The 23,675-nt window shown below is 74.7% G+C and carries 5 protein-coding genes; all 5 read left to right on the top strand.

Annotation, left to right across the window (positions count from 1 at the left end; genetic code table 11):
- Positions 1–2 precede the first annotated feature (2 nt).
- The 5 genes from ACIO5E_RS06435 (at position 3) to ACIO5E_RS06415 (ending at position 23,666) form a co-directional block, all read left to right on the top strand.
- A complete protein-coding gene (locus tag ACIO5E_RS06435) occupies positions 3–770 on the top strand; it encodes an ABC transporter ATP-binding protein (protein ID WP_400664464.1) in 768 nt (255 codons plus the stop codon).
- A 3-nt stretch (positions 771–773) separates the two neighbouring features.
- Positions 774–3,344 carry an ABC transporter permease gene (locus ACIO5E_RS06430; protein ID WP_400664379.1) on the top strand — a complete coding sequence of 857 codons (2,571 nt, stop codon included), beginning with the start codon at positions 774–776 and terminating at the stop codon, positions 3,342–3,344.
- A 160-nt stretch (positions 3,345–3,504) separates the two neighbouring features.
- Positions 3,505–4,842: a serine hydrolase domain-containing protein gene (locus ACIO5E_RS06425; protein ID WP_400664377.1), complete on the top strand. Its 1,338-nt coding sequence runs from the start codon at positions 3,505–3,507 to the stop codon at positions 4,840–4,842.
- A gap of 24 nt (positions 4,843–4,866) precedes the next feature.
- The gene (locus ACIO5E_RS06420; protein WP_400664375.1) at positions 4,867–11,187 is read left to right on the top strand and encodes an amino acid adenylation domain-containing protein; all 6,321 of its coding nucleotides are present in this window, start codon (positions 4,867–4,869) and stop codon (positions 11,185–11,187) included.
- Positions 11,184–23,666 (top strand): amino acid adenylation domain-containing protein, encoded by a 12,483-nt coding sequence (locus ACIO5E_RS06415; RefSeq protein ID WP_400664373.1) that lies wholly within the window; start codon positions 11,184–11,186, stop codon positions 23,664–23,666. The genes ACIO5E_RS06420 and ACIO5E_RS06415 overlap by 4 nt, the downstream gene beginning before the upstream one ends.
- The last annotated feature ends 9 nt before the right edge of the window (positions 23,667–23,675 follow it).

Genomic DNA, 23,675 nt, shown 5'->3' with positions numbered 1-23,675 from the left:
ACGTGACTCCGCCGCGGCCGGACGGCAGTGCCGCTCTGGACGCTCACTGGGTCGTCCGCCTCGACGGGGTCCGGAAGACGTACGGCAAGGGCGCCGGGGCCGTGCACGCGCTGCGCGATCTGTCCCTGGCCTTCGCCCGGGGCACCTTCACCGCGGTGATGGGCCCCTCCGGAGCGGGCAAGAGCACCTTCCTGCACTGTGCCGCCGGGCTGGACCGCCCGGACGCCGGTTCGGTGGTGCTGGGCGGTACGGAGCTGGCGCAGCTCAGCGAGGTCGACCTGACCATCATGCGCCGGGAGCGGGTCGGCTTCATCTTCCAGGCGTACAACCTGATGGCGGCGTTGACCGTCGCGGACAACATCACCCTGCCGCTGATGCTCGCCGGCCGCCAGCCGGACAACCAGTGGCTGCAGCAGGTCGTGACGCAGGTGGGGCTGGCGGACCGGATGAGTCACCGGCCCTCCGAGCTGTCCGGCGGCCAGCAGCAGCGGGTGGCCATCGCCCGTGCGCTGGCGGCGCGGCCGGAGGTGGTCTTCGCGGACGAGCCGACCGGGGCGCTGGACACCCGCACCGCCAAGCAGGTGCTGACGCTGCTGCGCGAGGTCGTGGACACCCTCGGGCAGACGGTGATCATGGTGACCCACGACCCGATCGCGGCCTCCTACGCGCACCGCGTGGTGTTCCTCGCGGACGGGCGCTACGCGGAGGAGATGACGCACCCCACGCCGGACCGGGTGGCCGAGCGGATGACCCGGCTGGGGGAGTGGTGAGGCGTGTTCAGGCTCGTCGTACAGACCGTCAAGGAGCGTAAGGCCGGGTTCGTCGGGGCGTTCGTCGCCCTGTTCGGCGCGTCCGTGCTCGTCACGGCCTTTGGCATCATCCTGCAGTCCGGCATCGGCAACGGGGTGCCGGTCCAGCGCTACGCCAGCGCTGCGGTCGTGGTCGGCGGTCAGAAGCACTTCACGGTCCACGAGGCCAAGAAGAGCAAGTCCAAGGACCTCAAGGACGCCGTCGGCGTCCCCATCGACCTGGTCGACAAGGTCGCCCGCACCGAGGGCGTCGACAAGGCCGTCCCGGTGCTCACCTTCCCCGCGCAGGTCGTCTCGAAGGACGGCGAGAGCCTGGTCAAGGGCGCCGACGACCGGACCTCGAACGGCACCAACTGGGGCGCGGCCGCGCTCGGCCCGTACGACCGCAACGGCGACGAGCCCAAGCGCTCCGGCGAGGTGGTGCTGGAGAAGTCCGTCGCCGCCCACGCCAAGGTGAAGGTGGGCGACAGCGCCAAGATCGCCTCCACCCGGGACGCCAGCTCGTACAAGGTCGTCGGCATCGTGACCTACAAGGGCGGCGGCGGGGCGCTGCGCACCCCGCCGGTGTTCTTCTCCGACGACGAGGCGCGCACCCTGTTCGGCCGCACCGACCAGGTCAGCGCCATCGGGGTGCTGGCGCCCAAGGACACCAACGCCGGCAAGCTCGGCGACCGGATCGACAAGGTGCTCAAGGGCTCGCTGATCGACGTCTACACCGGTGACGGGCGCAGTAGCGTCGAGAACCCGGACGTCGCCTCGGCCCGGGGCAGCCTGAAGGAGCTGGCGGGCTCGCTCGGCGGCACCGTCGTGCTGATCACCATGATGGTGGTGGGCAGCACCCTGGCGCTCAGCGTGCACCAGCGGCGGCGCGAGCTGGCGCTGCTGCGCGCGGTCGGTGCCACGCCCAAGCAGATCCACAAGATGATCTCGGGCGAGGCCCTGGTGATCTCGCTGGTGGCCTCGATCCTGGGCTGTTTCCCCGGCATGCTGGCCGCCGGGATGCTGCGCGGGGCGCTGGGCGCCATCGGCATCCTGCCGGACGACTTCGAGTTCTCCTACGGCCCGATCCCGGCGATCGCGGCGGTCGGCATCGGCGTGATCGCCGCGCAGGTGGCGGCGTTCGCGGTGGCCCGCCGGGTGGTGTCGATCCGGCCGGTGGAGGCGCTCAGCGAGGCCCAGACCGAGCAGCCGGGCATCGGCGGGGCGCGGGTGGCGATCGGGATCCTGCTGTTCGTCCTCGGCTTCGGCGCGTCGCTGCTGCCGCTGTTCTTCGGCAGCATCTTCGCGGTGGCCGCGGCCGGCAGCGGCGGGCTGATCATGGTGATCGCGATCCTCATGCTGGCCCCGCCGGTGGTGGCGAGGGCGACCAGGCTGATGGCCGCGCCCTTCCAGCGGCGGTTCGGCACCCTCGGGTTCCTGGCCGTGGCCAACACCCGGGCCAACGCCCGGCGGCTGGCCGCCGGCATCGGCCCGCTGATCCTGGCGATCGGCTTCGCCTCGGTGCAGCTGTTCATCCCGACCACCACCTCGGGTGCGGCCGAGGCGCAGGCCCAGGCCGGCGTCCTCGCCGACTACACGGTGACCAGCGAGTCCGGCGGACTGCCGGTGACCGCGCCGAAGTTCATCCAGGGCCTGGACGGGATCGACGCCGCGGCCGGGACGGTGCGGGTCGACCTGTTCGCCTCGACGAAGATGCTCGGCTCGCCGGAGATCTTCGACTACAAGGCGCAGGGGCTGACCCCGGGCAACCTGAGCCGGGTCGTCGACCTGGGTGTCACCGCGGGCTCCCTGGACGACCTGTCCGCGGACACGGTGGCGATCAGCAGCGGGGCCTCGGCCACGCTCGGCGCCGGCGTCGGCGGCGCGATCAAGGTGCACATGCCCGACGGGCAGACGCTGGAGCCGAAGGTGATCGCCGTCTACCAGCGCGGCCTGGGCTTCGGTGACATCACGCTGTCCTACGACACCGTGCTCCAGCACAGCTCGCGCCGGATGTACGACTCCGTGCTGGTCCGGGCCAAGGACGGCGCGGACAAGAAGAAGGTGATCGCCGAGCTCACCGGGCTCAACGACCGCTACCCCGGGGTGCAGGTCCGGGACAAGGGCGGGCTGTCCGCCGCCCAGGAGAAGGCGGGCACGGCCAACCTGTTCGGCAGCGCGCTGCCGCTGATCCTGGTCTTCGGGTACATCGCGGTGGCCGTCGCCAACACCCTGGTGATGACCACCCTGTCCAGAGCACGGGAGTTCGCGCTGCTCCGGCTGGTGGGCGCGACCCCCGAGCAGGTCATGCGGATGATGCGCACCGAGACGCTCATGCTGATCCTGATCGCGGTGGTGGTCGGCAGTCTGGTGCCGATCGTGCCGCTGATGACGGTGAGCATGGGCCTGACCGGGTCCCTGGTTCCGCACATTCCGCCGCTGCTGTACCTGGCGATCGTGGCGGCGACCTCGGCCCTGGCGGCGGCGGCCGTTCTGGTGCCGACCAAGCTCGCCCTGCGCGCCCGCCCGGTGGAGGCCATCGGGCTGCGCGAGTAGTCCTGCCCGACCCTTTGGAACACCGACCCGCCGATGGGGTCCGCGACCGCGGACCCCATCGGCGTTTTCGGGTTTCCGGGCAGGTCGAGCGGCATGTCGCAGTGCGGCAACCAGGGTCATTCGGCTGCCGCTTAACGACCCTGACCGCCCCCGCCGCCCGGTGTTAGCCTGCATTCACCAGAGCAAATTCCCCTTTTGCGTAATCCCCGTACCGACGAGCCGTGGACGGAACGCGGCCGAACGGGGCTGTCGTGCTGCGCCTTTTTCGGATTCCGGTGAATGCGGTGGGTGGGTTTTAGTGAATTCACAGTCATGGCGTGAAAAGGCCGGACGGCTCGCGCGTGAACACGGTGTGCCGTCCCTGCGGTGCGCCTTCTACGACGCCGGCGAACTCCACGTCGCCGAGGTGGGGGCGGAGCCCGGGCCGGCGCCCGCCGCGCCGTTCGCCTCGCTCACCAAGCTCTTCACCGCGACGCTGGCCATGCAGCTGGCCTTCGACGGCGACCTCGACCTGGACCGACCGGTCGGCGAGTACCTGACCGAACCGCCCTTCTCCGGGCTCGAACTGACGACCCGCCACCTGCTCAGCCACTCCTCCGGGATGATCTGCGACGGCCCCGGCGACGGCGGGCTGCGGGCCGCCGTCGCGGCCGGCCCGCTGTTCGCCCCCGGCACCGCGTTCTCGTACTCCAACGCCGGGTTCGCGCTGGCCGGGAAGGTCATCGAGGCCGCCGCCGGGGCGAGTTGGCGCACCGCCGTGGCGGACTTCCTGCTCCGGCCGCTGGACGTCGAGCCGGCCTTCCTGGCGGCCGACGCGATCCCGCGCGACCTCGCCCCCGCCACCGCGATCGCCGGCACGGTCACCGACCTGGTCGCGTTCGCCCGGCTCCACCTGGCCGACCGCGACGCCGCGCACGCCCTCCTGCTCGACCAGGAGGCCGTCCGGGAGATGGCCGAACCACCCTTCGACACCCTGCCGTTCGGCCTGGCCGACGGCTGGGGCCACGGCTGGGCCCGGTACGGCAACGGCGCCGACCGCTGGCTCGGCCTCGACGGCGTGGGCGCGGGCGCCACCTGCCACCTGCGGATCCAGCCGGAGCGCGGCACCGTCATCGCCCTGCAGGCCGACTCCCTGGCCGGCCTCGCCGCCTGGCAGGACCTGCTGGCACAGCTCCGGGCCGAGGGCGTGGACGTCGCCGGGTACGCCCCGGGCCCCGCCGCCGGCGCCGAGCAGGACCTGCCCGACTGCGCCGGACGATGGGCCAACGGCGAGACGGTGTACCGGATCCACTCCGGCGCCGACGTCCCCGGCGCCACCGTCCTGGTCGACGACGACGGGACGGAGTACGACCTGACCGGCCGAGGCGGGCGATTCTTCGCCGCCCGGCACCCGCGGCTGCCCGAGGTGGAGCACCTCGGCCGCTTCCTGCTCGACCCGGAGACCGGGCGCGCGGACCACATGCAGTTCGGCGGACGCGTCCTGCGACGCGTCGCCTGAACAGGCTGGAGAGCGAAAGTGACGATGACCAACGACAGTGTCCTGTCGCCGGCGCAGCAGCGCCTGTGGTTCCTGAACCGCTTCCAGGAGGGCGCCGCCGGCCACACCCACACGGTGGCGCTGCGGCTGGCCGGAGACCTGGATCCGGAGCAGCTGCGCGCCGCACTGGGCACCCTGGTCCGGCGGCATCCGCTGCTGGGCACCGTGCACCGCGAGGTCGAGGGCCGCTGCCGCCCCGAACCCGCCCCCGACGGCGAGGCGTTCGCCGGGCTGCGGCCCGAGCCGGTCGCCGCCGACCGGCTCGACCAGGAGCTGGCCCGGGCCGGGGGCGAGGGCCTGGACCTCACCCGGGAGCCCCCGCTGCGGGCCCGGCTGCTGGCCACCGGGCCGGACGGCCACGTGCTGGTCCTGACGGTGCACGAGATCGCGGCCGACGAGCCGTCCCTCGGCCTGATCGTCGACGACCTGGCCCGGGCGTACGCGGCGGCCACCGCCGCACCGGAGCCCGCCCCGCAGTACGCCGCGGCGGCCGCCGCCGACCTGGAGCTGAACGGCACCCCCGAGCGGCCCGGCGAGCGAGCCACGGCCGAACTCGCCCACTGGCGCGCCGCCTTGGACGGCGCGCCGGCGCAGCTCGACCTGCCCGTCGACCGGCCGCGGCCGGCCGTCACCCGGTACGCCGCCGACGAGTACCGCACCGAGCTGGACGGCCCGCTGTCCACCTCCCTCGCCGAGCTGGCCGCCGACTGCGGCGCCACCGTCGAGGCGGTGCTGCACGCCGCGGTCGTGGCGCTGCTCGGCCGCTTCGGCGCCGGCGCCGACATCCCGCTGATCGGCAGCCTGCCCGGCCGCGACGACGCGCAGCGCGCCGCCGTGGTCGGCCCGCTGGCCAACCCGGTGGTGCTGCGGGTCCTGCGCCGGCCCGGCGCCTCCTTCCGCGAGCTGGTCCGCGACTGCGCGGCGGTCGCCGACACGACCCGCCGCCACGGCGGCGTCCCGTTCGAGACCGTGGTCGGCGAGCTGCGGCCCGAACGCGCGCTCAACCGCCACCCGTTGGCCCAGGTGGCCTTCGACCTCGCCGAGGACCTGCCCGCCCGGCCGGACTTCGGCCCGCTCGACGCCCGCGTCGCCCGACTGCCCCGCCGGCACTCCCCGTTCGACCTGCAGCTGCGCTTCCGCACCGCGCCCGACGGCCCGGGGCTGCGGCTGACCGTGGGCTACAGCACCGAGCTGTTCGACCCGGCGACCGTCCGCCGGCTCGCCGACGCGCTGCCGCGCCTGCTGGCCGCCGCCGTCGCCGCGCCGGACGGCGACCCGGACGGCTACGAGGTGCTGGACCCGGCCGAGCGGCACGCCCTGCTGACCGAGTGGAACGCCACCGACCGGCCGGTGCCCGAGGCCGACGTCTCCGCGCTGTTCCGAGCCCGGGCCGCCGCCCAGCCCGCACGCACCGCCCTGGTCGCCGGCGACACCGTGCTCAGCTACGCCGAACTGGACGACCGGGCCGAGCGGTTGGCCGGCGAGCTGCGCCGCCACGGCGCCGCCCCGGGCCGGCTCGTCGCACTGGCGCTGCCGCGCTCCGCCGACCTCGTCGTCGCCCTGCTCGCGGTGGCCCGCACCGGCGCCGCCTACGTGCCGCTCGACCCCGACTACCCGGCCGACCGGATCGGCTACATCCTCGACCACGCCGCCCCCTCGGCGCTCGTCACCGACACCGCGACGGCCGGGCGGCTGCCCGCCACCGCGGCCCACCGGGTGCTGGTCGACGACGCGGAGGTACGGGCCCGGCTCGCCGCCGGCGCCGCCCCGCAGGAGGGCCCGGCCGCGACGCCGGCCGACCCGGCCTACGTCATCTACACCTCCGGCTCCACCGGCCGCCCCAAGGGCGTGGTCATCAGCCGCCACGCGCTGACCAACTTCCTGGTCTCGATGGCCGACCTGTTCCCGCTGGCCGCCGAGGACGTCTGGACCTCCGTCACCACGATCGCCTTCGACATCGCCGCCCTGGAGCTCTACCTGCCGCTGGTCGCCGGCGCCACCGTGGTCCTCGCCGACCGGGCGAGCGTCACCGACCCGGCCGAGCTGGGCGCCCTGCTCGGCCGCACCGGCACCACCGTCGTGCAGGCCACCCCCAGCCTCTGGCAGGCCCTGTGCGACGAGGTCCCGGAGGCGCTGCGCGGCCTGCGGATGCTGGTCGGCGGGGAGGCCCTGCCGGCCGCCCTCGCCGAGCGGATGCGCGCGCTCGGCAGGGAGGTCACCAACCTGTACGGGCCCACCGAGACCACCATCTGGTCCACCGCCGCTCGGCTCGACGACCGCCCCGGCGCGCCGACCATCGGCCGGCCGATCGGCAACACCCGGGTCCGCGTCCTCGACGAGGCGCTGCGCCTGGTGCCGGTCGGCGTCGCCGGCGAGCTGTACATCGCCGGGGACGGCGTCGGCACCGGCTACCTGCACCGCGAGGACCTCACCCGGGACCGCTTCCTGCCCGACCCGTACGGCGCCGAGGGCGACCGGATGTACCGCACCGGCGACATCGTGCGCTGGGCCGCCGACGGCAACCTGGAGTACGTCGGCCGCGCCGACTTCCAGCTGAAGGTCCGCGGCTTCCGGATCGAGCCCGGCGAGATCGACGCCGTCCTGGAGCAGCACCCCGCGGTGGCCCGCGCCGTCACGGTGGCCCGCGAGTACGCCGCCGGCGACACCCGGCTGGTCGCCTACGTGGTGCCGGCCGGCGAGGGCGGCGCCGACCCGGCCGAGCTGCGCGCGCACGCCGCCGCGACGCTGCCCGGGTACATGGTCCCGGCCGTGGTGGTGCCGATCCCCGAGATCCCGCTGACCCCCAACGGCAAGACCGACCGGGCCGCGCTCCCGGACCCGGGCACCGCCGCGGCCGGCACCGGGCACGGGCCGCGCAGCGCTCGCGAGGAGCAGCTGTGCGACCTGTTCTGCGAGGTGCTCGGCGTCGCCTCGATCGGCGTCGAGGACAGCTTCTTCGACCTCGGCGGCCACTCCCTGCTCGCCACCCGGCTGATCGGGCGGATCCGCTCGGTGCTGGACGTCGAGGTGCCGATCCGCACCCTGTTCGAGTCGCCCACCGTCGCCGGGCTGGCCGGCCGGCTGGGCAGCGAACCCGCCCGCCGGGCCGGGCTGGTACCGGTCGGGCGCGAGCGGCCGCTGCCGCTCTCCTACGGCCAGCAGCGGCTCTGGTTCCTGTACGACTACGAGTCCCAGGGCACCGAGTACAACTCGCCGCTCGGACTGCGGCTGACCGGGCCGCTCGACCGCGACGCCCTCGGGCGCGCCGTCGACGCCCTGGTGGCCCGGCACGAGGCGCTGCGCACCACCTTCGCCACCGAGGACGGCCAGGGCGTGCAGGTCGTGCACGCCCCCGGCCACCGGGCGGTGCGCTTCACCGACCTCGCGGCCGAGGGGCGCGCCGAGGAGCTCGACGCGCTGCTGCGCACCGAGCTGAGCCGCTCCTTCGACCTGCGCGGCGGCCCGCTGCTGCGCCCGTGGCTGATCCGGCTGGGCGACGCCGAGCACCTGCTCGTCCTGGACATGCACCACATCGTCACCGACGGCTGGTCCAAGGAGGTGATGGCCCGGGAACTCGTCGCCCTACTCGATCAGGAGGCCACCGGCCGGACCGCCCCGCTGAGCCCGCTGCCGCTGCAGTACGCCGACTTCGCGGTGCACCAGCACGGCGAGCGCGGCGAGCGGGAGGCCGCCGACCTCGCCTACTGGAAGCGCCAACTCGACGGCGTGGTACCGCTGGAGCTGCCCACCGACCGGCCCCGGCCCGCCACCCGCGCGACCCGGGGCGCCGGCCACCCCTTCGAGCTCGGCCCCGAGCTGGTGGCCGCCCTCACCCGGCTCTGCCGCCGGGAGGGCATCACCCTGTTCACCGCGCTCACGGCGGGCGTCCAGCTGCTGCTCTCCCGCTACGCGCGCCAGCGCGACGTCGCGGTCGGCACCATCGTCTCCGGCCGCGAGCACAGCGAACTGGAGGACGTGCTCGGCTTCTTCGTGAACACGCTGGTGCTGCGCGCCCGGACCACCCCCGAGACGACCGTCGGTGCCTTCCTGGCCGACGTCCGGCAGGGCGTCCTGGACGCCTTCACCCACCAGCACCTGCCGTACGACCGGCTGATCGACGAGCTCAAGCCGGACCGCGACCCCAGCCGCACGCCGCTGATCCAGGCCGCGCTGATGCTGAAGCGGGCCCAGGACGTGCTCCCCGGCCCCGACGGCCTGCGGGTCGAGGAGACCGCGCTGCCGCGGATGCACGCGCTGTTCGACATCGGCTTCGAGTTCGAGGAGCGGGACGGCCGGCTCGGCGGCCTGGTCGAGTACAGCACGGCGCTCTTCGACCCGGAGACCGTCGCCCGGATCGCCGGCCACCTCACCGTGCTGCTGGAGGGCATGGCGGCCGACCCGGACCGGCTCGTCGACGAAATCCCGCTGATGACCGAGGAGGAGCGCCGGCTGGTCACCACCGGCTGGAACTCCACCGCGACCGAGGCCCGGTTCCACACGGAGACCATCCACGGGCTGGTGGCCGAACAGACCCGCCGCACCCCGGACGCGGTGGCCGTGCGGACCGAGGACCGCACCCTCACCTTCGCCGAACTCGAAGCGCTGACGGACGCGTTGGCCCACCGGCTGGTGGACCGCGGGGTCGGCCCGGGCACCGTCGTCGGCGTCCGCACCCGGCGCGCCGCCGAGATGACGATCGCCCAGCTCGCCGTGCTCAAGGCCGGTGGCGCCTACCTGCCGCTGGACCCCGAACTGCCCGACGACCGGACGGTCTACGTGATCGAGGACGCCGCGGTGCCGGTGCTCCTCACCCAGCGGGACCTGCCCGGCCCGCAGGTGCCGGCCGGCGTCGAGGTGCTGTACGTGGAGGACGCCGAGCCCGGCGCGCACGACGGACCGCCCGAGGTCGCCGTCGGCCCGTCGGACCTCGCGTACGTGATCTACACCTCGGGCTCCACCGGCAAGGCCAAGGGCGTCCTGATCGAGCACCGCGGCGTGGTCAACCTCTGCGACTGGTACCGGGACTTCTTCGACGCCCGGCCGGGCGACCGGGCCACCCAGATGGTGCCCCCCGGCTTCGACCCCACGGTGCTGGAGCAGTGGGGCGCCCTCGCCTGCGGCGTCGAGATCCGCTTCGTGCCCGACCACGTCCTGGAGGACCCGCACCTGCTCGCCGGCTGGATCGTCGAGCAGGGGATCACCCTCATCCTCATCCCGGCGCCGCGCCTGGAGGCCCTGCTCGACCAGCCCGCGCTCCACCGGGGCCGGGTGCGCCACATCCTCACCGGTGCCGACGTGGTGCGCCGCCGCCTGCCGCGCGGCACCGCCTTCTCGCTGTCCAACCTGTACGGCCCGACCGAGACCACCGTGCTCACCACCGGCACGGTGCTGGAGTCGGAGGAGGACGCCCCGGTCGGGCGGCTGCCCTCGATCGGCCGGCCCATCGCCAACACCACCGGCTACGTGCTCGACGAGCGCCGCGAGCCCGTCCCGGTGGGCGTCCCCGGCGAACTCTTCGTCGGCGGCGCCGGCGTGGCCCGCGGCTACCTGGGCCGGCCGGAGCTCACCGAGGAGCGGTTCGTCCCGGACCACCTCGCCGCCACCGCCGGTGCGCGGCTGTACCGCACCGGCGACCTCGTCCGCTGGCTGTCCGACGGCACGATCGAGTTCCTCGGCCGGATCGACAACCAGGTCAAGGTGCGCGGCTACCGGATCGAGCTGGGCGAGATCGAGACCGCGCTGCTCGACGACGAGACGGTCGAGCAGACCGCGGTGGTCGCCCGGACCCAGCCGTCCGGGCAGACCGTGCTGACCGGCTACGTGGTGCCCGCGGACGGCGTCGCCGACCCGGAGAAGATCCGGGCCCGGCTCGCCGAGCGGCTGCCCGGCTACATGGTCCCCCCGGTCGTGGTCGTCCTGGACGCGTTCCCGATGACCACGAGCGGCAAGATCGACCGGCGGGCCCTGCCCGAACCGGTGGAACAGCGGCCCGCCGCCGAGCCCACCGCCCCGCGTGACGAGACCGAGGAGGCCCTGGCCCGGATCTGGGCCGAGGTGTTGGGCGTGCCCGTCGTGGGAGCCGAGGACAACGTCTTCGACCACGGCGCCAACTCGGTCCTCACGCTGCAGGTCACCGCCCGGATCCGGGAGGTGTTCGGCGTCGGTGTCTCGGCGCGGCACGTGTTCGCCGCCCGCACCGTGGCGGCCCTGGCGGACCAGGTCCGCAAGCAAGTACTCGACGACGTGCGCCGGACACCGGCGGACCGGAAGACGACGCGCGGTGCCGCGCGGGGGAGCAACCGATGACAGACCAGCGACACAGTGACGGCACCACGGCCGAGGGGCAGGACGCCGCCGAGATCCTGCGGCAGCGGCTCGCGGCCGCCGGCGGAGGCGACCGCGACGCGATCCGCCCCGGCGGCGACGGGCCCGCCCCGCTCTCCTTCGGCCAGGAACGCCTCTGGTTCCTCCAGGAGTTCGAGACCGACGCGGTGGAGTACACCACCTCGTTCGGCATCCGGCTGCGCGGCGACCTGGACCTGGACGCGCTGCGCACCGCGCTGACCGCCCTGGTCGAGCGGCACGAGCCGCTGCGCACCGTCTTCGCCACCGAGGACGGCGTGGCCCGCCAGGAGGTCCGGGCCGCCTACACCCCGGACACCGAGCCGGTGGACCTGACCGCGCTGGGCGCCGAGGAGCGCGAGGCCGAGTTCGCCGCGCTGCTGCGCCGCGAGCTGGCCACCCCCTTCGACCTGGCGAGCGGCCCGCTGCTGCGCTCCACGGTGGTCCGGCACGCTCCGGACGACCACGCGCTCTTCCTCAACCTGCACCACATCGCCGCCGACGGCTGGTCCAAGGGCCTGCTGACCAACGAGCTGGGCGAGCTCTACCGGGCCGCCGTCGAGGGCCGCCCGCACACCCTCGCCCCGCTGCCGGTCAGCTACCGGGACTACTCCCGCTGGCAGCGCGAGCGCTGCACCGACGACCTCATCGCCGGACAACTGGACTACTGGCGCGATGAGTTGGCGGACATCCAGCCGCTGGAGCTGCCGACCGACCGGCCCCGCCCGGCGGTGCGCACCACCGTCGGCGCCCTGCACGCCTTCCGGGTCGACGCCAAGGTCGCCACGGGCCTCGACGCGCTGGGCGCCGAACGCGGCACCACGCTGTTCGCCGTGCTCGCCGCCGCCACCCAGGTGCTGCTGGCCCGGCACACCGGCCAGCGCACCGTCGGCCTGGGCACGGTGTCGGTGGGCCGCGACCGCTCCGAACTGGAGCCGCTGGTCGGCTTCTTCGTCAACACCCTGGTCCTGCACGGCCGGATCGACCTGGACGAGCCCTTCGGCGAGCTGCTGGAGCGCACCACCGACCAGCTCTGGGACGCCCTGAGCAACCAGGACGTCCCCTTCCACCGCCTGGTGGACGAGATCCAGCCCGAGCGCGACCCGAGCCGCACCCCGCTGGTGCAGGCCGCCCTCGTGCTGCAGAACGCGCCCGGCGGCCTGCCCGACTTCGGCGGCCCGGCCGTCGAGGAGTTCCGCGCGCCGTCGGTGTCCTCCATCTTCGACCTGACGCTGGAGTTCACCCCGACCGAGGACGGCTCGCTGGGCGGGACGGTGGAGTACAACACCGACCTGTTCGACGCCGCCACCGTCGAGGCGCTCTGCGCCCGGCTGCTGCTCCTGCTGGAGGGCGTCGCGGCCGACGCCGACCGCCCGGTCGGCGACCTGCCGCTGCTCACCGCCGCCGAACTCGGCACCGTCACCCGCGACTGGGCCGAGAACCGGGTGCCCTACCCGGCCGACCGGACCGTCCACTCGCTGGTCGCCGAGCAGGCCGCGGCCACCCCGGACGCCGTCGCCGTCACCGCCGCCGAAGGGGATCTGACGTACCGCCAGCTCGACGAGCGGGCCGACCGGCTGGCCCGCCTGCTGCTGGACCGCGGCGCCCGCCCCGGCCAGTACGTCGCGGTCTGCCTGCCCCGCGGCACGGACCTGGTGGTCGCCCTGCTGGCCGTGCTCAAGGCCGGCTGCACCTACGTGCCGCTGGACCCGGACTACCCGGCCGACCGGCTGGAGTTCATGCTCACCGACACCGCGGCCGCGCTCTGCGTCACCGACCGGGACCTGCTCGAACGGCTGCCCGACCCGGCCGTCCCGGCCCTGCTGCCCGCCGAGTGCGCGGCCGAGCTGGCCGCCCTCCCGGCCGGACCGCCGCAGACCGACGCGGGCCCGGAGAGCGCCGCCTACGTCATCTACACCTCCGGCTCCACCGGCAAGCCCAAGGGCGTCGTGGTCGAGCACCGCTCCATCGTCCGGCTGGTCTGCGGGGCCGACTACGCCCCGCTGCAGGCCGACGACGTGGTGGCGCAGGTCGCCGACGCCACCTTCGACGCGGCGACCTTCGAGTTCTGGGCGCCGCTGGTGGTCGGAGCCCGGATCGCCGTCATCACCAAGGACGTCCTGCTCGACCCGCCGGCCTTCGCCGCCGCGCTGCGCTCGACCGGGACCACCGCGATGTTCCTCACCACCGGCCTCTTCAACCAGGTCGTCGGCCTGGAGCCGACCGCCTTCGGCGGCCTGCGCCACCTGGTGGTCGGCGGCGAGGCGCTGAACCCGCGCCGGATCGCGGAGGTGCTGGCCGGCGGGCGGCCGCCGCAGCGGCTGGTCAACGGCTACGGGCCGACCGAGACCACCACCTTCGCCGTCTCCCACCTGATCCGCGAGACCGACGGCGTACGGGCCATCCCGATCGGGCGCCCGATCTCCAACACTGCGGTGTACGTCCTCGACGAGCGCCGCCGGCCCGTCCCGCCCGGCACCCCCGGCGAACTCTGGATCGCCGGCCCCGGCGTCGCACGCGGCTACCTGGGCCGGCCGGAGCTGACCGAGGAGCGCTTCCAGCCCTCGCCGTTCGCGGCCGGGAGCGGCGAGCGGATGTACCGCACCGGGGACGTGGTGCGCTGGGCCGACGGCCTGGTCGAGTACCTCGGCCGCGCCGACACCCAGGTCAAGGTGCGCGGCTACCGGATCGAGCCCGCCGAGGTCGAGGCCGTCCTGGAGGCCCACCCCGCGGTGGCCGAGGCCCTGGTGGTCGCCCTCGCCGACGGCGACCACAAGCGGCTGGTCGGCTACCTGCGCGCCGAGCCCGCCGCCGTGCTCGCGCCGCTCGACCTGCGCGCGTTCGCCGAGGAGCGGTTGCCCTCCTACAGCGTGCCGACCGCCTTCGTCACCCTCGACGCCTTCCCGCTCACGCCCAACGGCAAGGTCGACGTCCGGGCCCTGCCCGCGCCCGACACCACCCTGGAGCGGGAGGACTACCGGGCCCCCGAGGAGCCGGCCGAGCAGGCGCTCGCCGAGGTCTGGTCGGAGGTGCTCGGCATCGCCCGGGTCGGCGCCGACGACAACTTCTTCGAGCTCGGCGGCGACTCCATCCTGAGCATCCAGGTGGTCGCCAAGGCCCGCCGGGCCGGACTCGTCATCACCTCGAAGGACATCTTCTCCCGGCAGTCGCTGGCCGACCTCGCCCGCGCCGCCCGGCCGGTGGAGGAGGCGCCGGTCGTCCAGGCCGACGCCGACGACCACGAGCCGGCTCCGCTCGGCCCCGTCCAGGAGTGGTTCTTCGCCCACCACACCCGCGGCGCCCACCACTTCAACCAGTCCGTGCTGATCACCCTGGACGGCGCGGTCGACGAGCCGGCGCTGGCCCGCGCCCTCGCCGGCCTCGTGCGCCGGCACGACGCCCTGCGCACCCGCTTCACCACCGGCCCCGACGGCCGGCGGCTCCAGGTCGTCACCGCGCCGGACGCCGACGCCCCGCCGGCCGAGGCCCGGATCGAGCGGGTCAGCCTCGACCAGGCCGCCCCCGAGGAGCGCGCCGCCGCCATGCGCACCCTCGCCGAGGCCGCCCAGGCCTCGCTGGACCCGGCCGAGGGGCCGCTGGTGCGCACCCTGCTGTTCGACCACGGCACCGAACCCGCGCGCCTGCTGATCACCGTGCACCACCTGGCCGTGGACGGCGTCTCCTGGCGGATCCTGCTGGAGGACCTGGAGAGCGCCTACCGGCAGGCCGTCCGCGGCGAGGACGTCGACCTGGGCCCGGCCGGCACGTCGTACCGCGGCTGGGCGCGCCGCCTCGCCGCCTTCACCCGGGACGGCGGCCTGGACGCCGAACTGGACCACTGGGCCCGCCCCGTACCGGCCGGCGCCGCCGACCTGCCCACCGACCGGGAGGGCCGCAACACCGTCGGCGACACCCGCGCGGTCTCCGCCGGCCTCGACGCCGAGCGCACCCGGCAGCTGCTGCAGGACGTGCCCGCCGTGTACCGCACCCAGGTCAACGACGTCCTGCTGACCGCACTCGGCCGCGCGCTCGCCCGCTTCACCGGCCGGGCCCGCACCCTGATCACCCTGGAGGGCCACGGCCGCGAGGAGATCCTGGACGGCATCGACATCTCCCGGACGGTCGGCTGGTTCACCTCGATCTTCCCGGTGCTGCTGGAGTCCCCGGCCGACCGCCCGCTGGGCCGGCTCATCCGGGACACCAAGGAACTGCTGCGCGCCGTGCCCGGCCGCGGCGCCGGCTACGGCCCGCTGCGCTACCTGCGCGGCGACGACCCGAAGGCCCGCGCCCTGGCCGGGGCGCCGCAGCCGCTGGTGAGCTTCAACTACCTCGGCCAGTGGAGCGACGCCGCGGCCGGCAGCGAGCTGTTCCGCGCCGTCGAGCCGGACTACGGCCTGGACCACCACCCGGACGAGGAGCGGCCGCACCTGCTGGACATCGTCGGCGAGGTCCGGCACGGCGTGCTGACCTTCGACTTCCACTACGCGCCGCAGCGCCACGACCAGGCCACCGTGCAGCGTCTCGCCGACGACTTCGCGGCGGCCCTGACCGAGCTCGTCGAGCACTGCCTGGCGCCCGGCGCCGGCGGCGCCACCCCCGGGGACTTCCCGCTGCTCACCCTCGACCAGGCGACGGTCGACCGGCTGGTGCCGGCCGGCTCCACGGTCGAGGACATCCACCCGCTGACCCCGATGCAGAGCGGGATGCTCTTCCACACCCTCAACCAGGACGGCGTCGGCGCCTACTCCGACCACGTCGCCTTCCGGCTGGAGGGCGTGCGGGACGTCGACGCGCTGGCCGCCGCCTGGCAGCAGGTGGTCGACCGCACCCCCGCGCTGCGCACCCGGCTGGTCTGGGACGGCGTCCCCGAGCCCGTCCAGGTGGTCGAGCGCACCGCGAAGCTGACGGTGCGCCACCTCGACTGGACCGGCCTGCCCGCCGCCGAGCTCGACCGCCGGCTGAAGGCGCTGATCGACGAGGAGCGCGCCACCGGGATCGAGCTGTCCCGGGCGCCGCTGATGCGGCTCGCCCTGGCCCGCGAGGACGAGCGGACCGTCCGCGTCGTGTGGACCTTCCACCACGCGGTGCTGGACGGCTGGAGCACCTCGCACCTGTTCGCCGACCTCTTCGCCGTCTACCAGGCGCTCACCGACGGCCGGGGCAAGGCCCCGGTCCTGCCCGAGCGCCGGCCGTTCCGCGACTACGTCGCCTGGCTGGCCCGGCAGGACAAGGACGCGGCGGCCACCCACTGGAGCGCCCTGCTGGGCGACCTGGACGCGCCGACCCCGCTGCCGTTCGGCCGCTCGGTGCCCCAGGGCCACGAGTCCCAGTCCGCCGGCCAGGTCCGGGTGGGCCTGTCCGGCGCCGAGACCGACGCGCTGGTCGCGATGGTCCGCCGCCACCGGCTCACCCTCAACACCGCCGTCCAGGGTGCCTGGGCGATCCTGCTGGCCCGCCACTCGGGGCAGCGCGACGTCTGCTTCGGCACCACCGTGGCCGGCCGCCCGACCGACCTGCCGGGTGCCGACACCATGGTCGGCAACCTGCTCAACACCCTGCCGCTGCGCACCGAGGTCGACCAGGACGTGCCGCTGGTGGAGTGGCTGGCGGCGCTGCAGGCCGACCAGGCCGAGTCCCGGCGGTTCGAGCACTCCTCGATCGCCGAGATCCAGCGCAGCAGCAAGGTCCCGCGCGGCAGCGCCCTGTTCCAGACCCTGGTGGTGTTCGAGAACTACCCCGGCAACGGGGCGGCCGCCGAACGCCACGGACTGCGGCTGAGCGACGTCCGCGCCGTGGACACCACCAGCTTCACCCTCGACCTCACCGCCTACGACGACGACGGCTCGCTGACCCTGCTGCTCTCCTACGACCCGGCGCTCTACGACCGGGCCCAGGCCGAGGTGCTGGCCGACCAGCTCGCCGTCCTGCTCGGCAGCATGCCGAGCGCCCCCGGCCAGCGGGTCGGCGACGTCCCGATGCTGTCGCTGCGCGCCCGCGACCGGGTCCTGTACGAGTGGAACGACACCGGTACCCCGGGGGCGGACGCCTGCCTGCACGAGCTGATCGCCGAGCAGGCGCAGCAGACCCCGGACGCCGAGGCGGTGGTCTTCGAGGACACCGTGCTGACCTACGCGGAGCTGGACGCCCGGGCGAACCGGCTGGCCCAGCACCTGGTCGGGCAGGGCATCGGCCCGGAGACGGTGGTCGCCATCTGCCTGGAGCGCGGCCCCGACACCGTGGTCGCCGCCCTCGGCGTCCTCAAGGCCGGCGCCGCCTACCTGCCGCTGGACCCCTCCCACCCCGCCGAGCGGCTGCGCCTGGTGCTGGACGACAGCGCCGCCGCGATGCTCGTCACCCAGCGCGAGCTCGCCGAGCGGCTCCCGCTGTGCGACGCGACCGTGCTCTGCCTGGACGCCGACCGCGCGGAGATCGACAGTTGGCCCGCCGAGGCGCCCAGCACCGAGGTGACCCCGGACAACCTCGCCTACGTCATCTACACCTCCGGCTCCACCGGCAAGCCCAAGGGCGTCACGGTCGAGCACCGCAGCGTCGCCCGGGCCGCCGCGGCCTGGCGGGAGGCGTACCGGCTCGACCAGGGCCCGGTGCGCCAACTCAACCTCGCCAGCATGGCCTTCGACGTCTTCGTCTCCGACCTGACGCACGCGCTGACCGCCGGCGGCACGCTGGTGCTCTGCCCGAAGGACGCCACCACCGACCCGGTCCGCCTGCTCGACCTGATGGAGCGCCGGGGCGTCACCCACGTCGAGACGGTGCCCTCGCTGGCGAACGCGCTGGCCGACGAGGCCGCCCGCACCGGCCGGACCTTCCCGCCGCTGCGCTACCTGGCCGTCGGCTCGGACAACTGGCGCACCGACGACTGCCGGCGGCTGCTGAAGAGCGTCGCCCCCGGCACCGTCGTGCTCAACTCCTACGGCGTCACCGAGGCGACCGTCGAGTCCTCGTACTTCACCGTCACCCCGCAGAGCCTGCCGGACGTCGCGAGCGTGCCGATCGGCCGGCCCATCCCGGGCACCCGGATGTACGTCCTGGACGCGGACCTGGAACCGCTGCCGGTCGGCGTCGTCGGCGAGCTCTACCTCGGCGGCACCGGCGTCACCCGGGGCTACCTCAACCGCCCCGACCTCACCGAGGAGCGCTTCTCCGCCGACCCGTTCACGCCCTACCCCGACGGCCGGCTCTACCGCACCGGCGACCAGGCGCGCTACCTGCCCACCGGCGACATCGAGTTCCTCGGCCGCGGCGACGACCAGGTCAAGATCCGGGGCTTCCGGGTGGAACTCGCCGAGATCGAGGCCGTCCTGCGCCGCCACCCCGACGTCCTCGACGCCGTCGCGGCGCTGCGCACCGAACCCGGCGCCGTCCTGACCGGGTACGTCGTGTCCCGGCCCGGCACCGCGCCGGAGAGCGCCGAACTGCGGCGCTACCTGGAGGGCTCGCTGCCCCGCCACATGGTGCCGCAGGCCTTCGTCCGGCTCGACCGGCTGCCGCTGAACGCCAACGGCAAGGTCGACCGGCGGGCCCTGCCCGCGGCGGCCGCCACCGACCGTCCGGTCGTCACCAGGACCGCCCCCAGGACGCCCGCCGAGCAGGCACTCGCCGGGCTCTGGGCGGAGGTCTTCCGGGTGCCGGAGGTCGGCGTCGACGACAACTTCTTCGACCTGGGCGGTGACTCGATCCTGAGCATCCAGGTCGTCTCCCGGGCGCGGCAGTTGGGCCTGCGCCTCAGTTCGCAGGACATCTTCAGCCACCAGACCATCGCCGGGATCGCCGCGGCGATCACCACCCACGAACCCGAGGAGCCGGCCGGCGTGAACACCGAACCCGTCACCGGAAGGGCGCCGCTGACCCCGATCCAGCGGGCCTTCTTCCAGCACCACACCAAGGCCCCCCAGCACAGCACCATGTCCGTGCTGGCCGAACTGCGGGAGCTCCCGGACGAGGCGCACCTGCGCACCGCGCTCGACGCGCTCCTCACCCACCACGACGCCCTGCGCACCCGCTTCCGCACCGTCTACGGCCGCTGGCAGCAGGAGATCGCCGCCCCCGGCGACGGCTGGCCGCTGGAGCGGCTGGACCTCACCCTGGAGGCCGACCCGGAGGGCGCGCTGCTGGCCGCCGCCACCGCCGCCCAGTCCGGCTTCGACCTGGCCGAGGGCCCGCTGGTCCGGGCCGTGCTGGCCGACCTGGGCGGCACCGCGGGCGCCCGGCTCTTCCTCACCGCCCACCACCTGGTGGTCGACGCGGTGTCCTGGCAGATCCTGCTGGGCGACCTGGAGACGGCCTACCGGCAGGCGGCCGAGGGCCGGCCGGTCGACCTGGGCCCGCGCAGCACCTCCTTCCTCGACTGGTCCCGGCGCCTGTCCGAGCACACCGCGGTCGGCGGCTTCGACGAGGAGCTCGACCACTGGTTCGCGGCCGGCCGCGCGGGCGGCGAGCCGCTGCCCGCCGACCTCACCGGCACCCCGACCGTCGCCACCGCCGCCGCCGTCCGGGTCGGCCTGGACGCGGAGAGCACCGACGCGCTGCTGCGCGAGGTCCCCGCGGTCTACCGCACCCAGGTCAACGACGTCCTGCTGACCGCGCTCGCCCGGGTGCTCGCCGACTGGACCGGCGGCTCCACCGTCCTGGTGGACCTGGAGGGCCACGGCCGCGAGGAGATCTTCGACGACGTCGACCTGAGCCGCACCACCGCCTGGTTCACCACCTCCTTCCCGGTCGCCCTGGAGACCGCCGACGACGCCGACTGGGGCGCCCGGCTGCGCTCGGTCAAGGAGCAGCTGCGGGCCGTCCCGCAGCGCGGCATCGGCTACGGCGCGCTGCGCCACCTCAGCCCGGCCGGGGCGCCCGGCGAGCTGCTGGCCGAACAGCCCCGCGCCCAGGTCGGCTTCAACTACCTCGGCCGGGTGGTCGACGGCCACGACGGCGGCCTGCTGCACGACGTGCGGCTCGGCTACGGCACCGAGCAGTCGCCCGAGGAGCTGCTGGAGTACCCGCTCGACATCGTCGCCTACGTGCGCGACGGCAAGCTCGGCTTCGAGCTGTTCCACTCCACCGCGACCCACACCACCGAGACCGTCCAGCGGGTCGGCGAGCAGCTGGTCGAGGCGCTGCGCGGCATCGTCGCGCACTGCCGCGAGGCCGGCGCCGCCGCCTCCGGAGCCACCCCCTCGGACTTCCCGCTCGCCCGGGTCGACCAGCCGCTGCTCGACGAGCTGACCGGACAGGGCCGGATCGCCGACCTCTACCCGGCCACGCCGATGCAGCACGGCCTGCTGTTCCACAGCCTCACCGAGGAGGGCGAGGGCGTCTACCTCGGCCAGCTGTCCTTCCTGCTGGAGGGCGGCGTGGACGCGGACGCCTTCGCCGAGGCCTGGCAGCGGCTCGCCGACCGGACCCCGATGCTGCGCACCGGCTTCGCCCGGGTGGACACCGACCAGCCGCTCCAGGTCGTCCGCGAGCACGTCACGGTGCCGGTCGAGCGGCTGGACTGGCGCGCCCTGCCGGAGTCCGAGCGCGAGCAGCGGCTCGCCGCCTTCCTCGCCGAGGACCGCACCCGCGGCATCGACCTGGCCGTGGCGCCGCTGATGCGCCTGGCCCTGATCGACGAGCCGGACGACGCCCTGCGGGTCGTCTGGACCTCGCACCACCTGCTGCTGGACGGCTGGAGCAGCGCCGAGCTGGTCTCCGAGGTGGTCGACGACTACCTGCGGCTGACCGGTCACGACCGGCCGGGCCCGGCCGCCCGCCGCCCGTTCCGCGACTACGTCGCCTGGCTCGGCGAGCAGGACCTGGGCGAGGCCGAGCGCTACTGGCGGGAGCTGCTGGACGGCTTCACCGCCCCGACCGCCCTGCCCGCCGACCGGGCCGGCGAGGAGGCGGCCCGCCAGGGCAGCGAGGCGACCAGCGTCTTCCAGCTGGAGCCGGAGGTCACCGCACGCCTCGCCGAGGTCGCCCGGCGCCACCGGCTCACCACCAACACCCTCGCCCAGGGCGCCTGGGCGCTGATGCTCTCGCGCTACTCGGGGGAGCGGGGGGTCTGCTTCGGCTCGGCCGTCTCCGGCCGCCCCGCGGACCTGCCCGACGTCGAGTCGATGATCGGCCTGTTCATCAACAACCTGCCGGTGCGGGTCGAGGTCCGGCCCGAGCAGCCCGTCCTCGACTGGCTGGGCGACCTCCAGCGCGGCCAGGTCCAGGCCCGCAGCTACGAGTACGTCTCGCTGGCCCAGATCCGCGGCTGGACCGGACTGCCCGCCGGGGTCGACCTGTTCGACAGCTACGTGGTCGTCGAGAACTACCCCTTCGACGGCGAGATGGGTTCCGACCAGGGCATCCGGATCCGCGACGTGCGCTCCCAGGAGCCCACCAGCTACGCCATGGTGCTCGCGGTCTTCGCCGGCGAGCAGCTGTCCTTCCGGCTCGCCTACGACCCCGGGCTCTTCGACGCCGACACCGCCGACCGGGTGACCGGCGACCTGCGGGCCCTGCTGGAGGAGATCGCGGACGAGCCCGAGCGCACCCTCGCCGAGCTGCGCGCGCTGGCCCCCGCCCACCGGGAGCGGCTGCTCACCGGGCACAACGAGACCACCACCGCGCTCAGCACCGACGCCCTGGTGCCCGAGCAGTTCGCCCGCCAGGCCGCGGCCACCCCGCAGGCCGTCGCCCTGGTCCACGACGGCGAGCGGATCACCTTCGCCGAGCTGGACGAGCGGGCCAACCGGCTCGCCCACCACCTCGCCGACCGGGGCGTCGGCCCCGAGGTGCCGGTCGCCGTCTGCCTGCGGCGCGGCCCCGGCCTGATCACCGGGCTGCTCGCGGTGCTCAAGGCGGGCGGCGTGTACACCCCGCTGGACCCGGCCGCCCCGGTCGAGCGCCTGCGGCTGCTGGTCGACGACGTCAAGCCCCGGGTGGTGATCACCGACGAGGCCGCGAGCGCCGCGCTGCCGCTGCCCGCGGACGTCGCGGTGGTCGTCCCGGAGCGCGAGCGCGAGGAGATCGCGGCCCGCCCCGGCACCGCGCCCGAGGTGGACCTCGCCCCGGAGCACGCCGCCTACGTCATCCACACCTCCGGCTCCACCGGCCGGCCCAAGGGCGTGCTGATCCAGCACGGCAGCCTGGCCAACCTGCTGGACAGCCACCTGCGCACGGTCTTCAACCCGCTGCGCGAGGCCTGCGGCGACCGGCAGGTCCGGGTGGCGCACCTGGCGCCCGCCTCCTTCGACGCCTCCTGGAACCCGGTGCTGTGGATGGTCGCCGGCCACGAGCTGCACCTGGTCGACGACGAGGTCCGGCGCGACGCGCACGCCCTGGTCGCCTACCGCGCCGAGCAGCGGATCGACTTCCTGCAGACCACCCCGTCCTGGTTCCGCCAGCTCGACGACGCCGGACTGCTCGCCCCGGGCGCGCACCCGCTGCGCGGGGCGGCGCTCGGCGGCGAGGCGATCGGCCAGGCCCAGTGGGACCGGCTGCGCGCCCAGTCCGACCTGATCGCCTACAACTTCTACGGGCCCACCGAGGCCACCGTGGACGCGCTGGTCTGCCGGCTCGCCGACAGCCCCCGGCCCGTCCTCGGCCTGCCCGTCCAGAACGTCCGGGCCTACGTCCTGGACCCGGACCGCAACCTCGCCCCGGTCGGCGCGCCCGGCGAGCTGTACCTGGGCGGCGACGGCCTCGCCCGCGGTTACCTGGGCCGCCCCGAGCTGACCGAACAGGCCTTCCTGGTCGCGCCGTTCGACCCGAAGGAGCGGCTGTACCGCACCGGCGACCGGGTCCGCCGGCTGTCCGACGGCCGGCTGGAGTTCCTCGGCCGACTCGACGACCAGGTCAAGCTGCGCGGCTACCGGATCGAGCCGGGCGAGATCACCGCGGCCCTGGACGACCACCCGGGCGTCGCCGAGTCCGTCGTCCTGGTCCGCGGCGAGGCCGAGCACGCCCGCCTGGTCGCGTACCTGCGCCCGGCCGCGGGCGGCGCCCCCGGCGGCACCGAACTCGCGGGCTACCTCGCGGAGCGGCTCCCGGCCCACCTGGTGCCGGCGGCCTTCGTCGAGCTGGAGTCCTTCCCGCTCACCCGGCACGGCAAGATCGACCGGGCCGCGCTGCCCGACCCGGCCGAGACGGCCGTCGAGACCGCCGAGGCCTGGGTGGAGCCGCGCGACGAGACCGAGAAGCTGATCGCCCGGATCTGGTCCGAGACCCTGCACGTGGAGCGGGTCGGCGCGCACGACAGCTTCTTCGCGCTCGGCGGCCAGTCCCTGACCAGTGTTCAGGCGATCACCAGGATCAAGCAGACCTTCGGCGTCCGGATCGCCTTCCGCAGCCTCCTCGAGAACCCCACCGTGTCGGCGGTCGCCCGACTCGTCGAGGACGCGCTGCTGGAGGAGCTGGAGCGAGAGGCCGCGCGCCAGTCGGCGCCGGCGGGGGAGTAGAGGCAACCG

Origin of the sequence: Kitasatospora sp. NPDC087314 (assembly GCF_044744365.1) — a bacterium.
In the GTDB taxonomy this organism is placed as follows: domain Bacteria; phylum Actinomycetota; class Actinomycetes; order Streptomycetales; family Streptomycetaceae; genus Kitasatospora.
The sequence above is the reverse complement of the archived record's forward strand: the minus strand, read 5'-3'. Positions and strand labels throughout refer to the sequence as shown.

Excerpts from the sequence above, each read along its gene's own strand:
- ACIO5E_RS06420 (WP_400664375.1), top strand. The coding sequence starts at position 4,867 with ATGACCAACGACAGTGTCCTGTCGCCGGCGCAGCAGCGCCTGTGGTTC.
- ACIO5E_RS06415 (WP_400664373.1), top strand. The coding sequence starts at position 11,184 with ATGACAGACCAGCGACACAGTGACGGCACCACGGCCGAGGGGCAGGAC.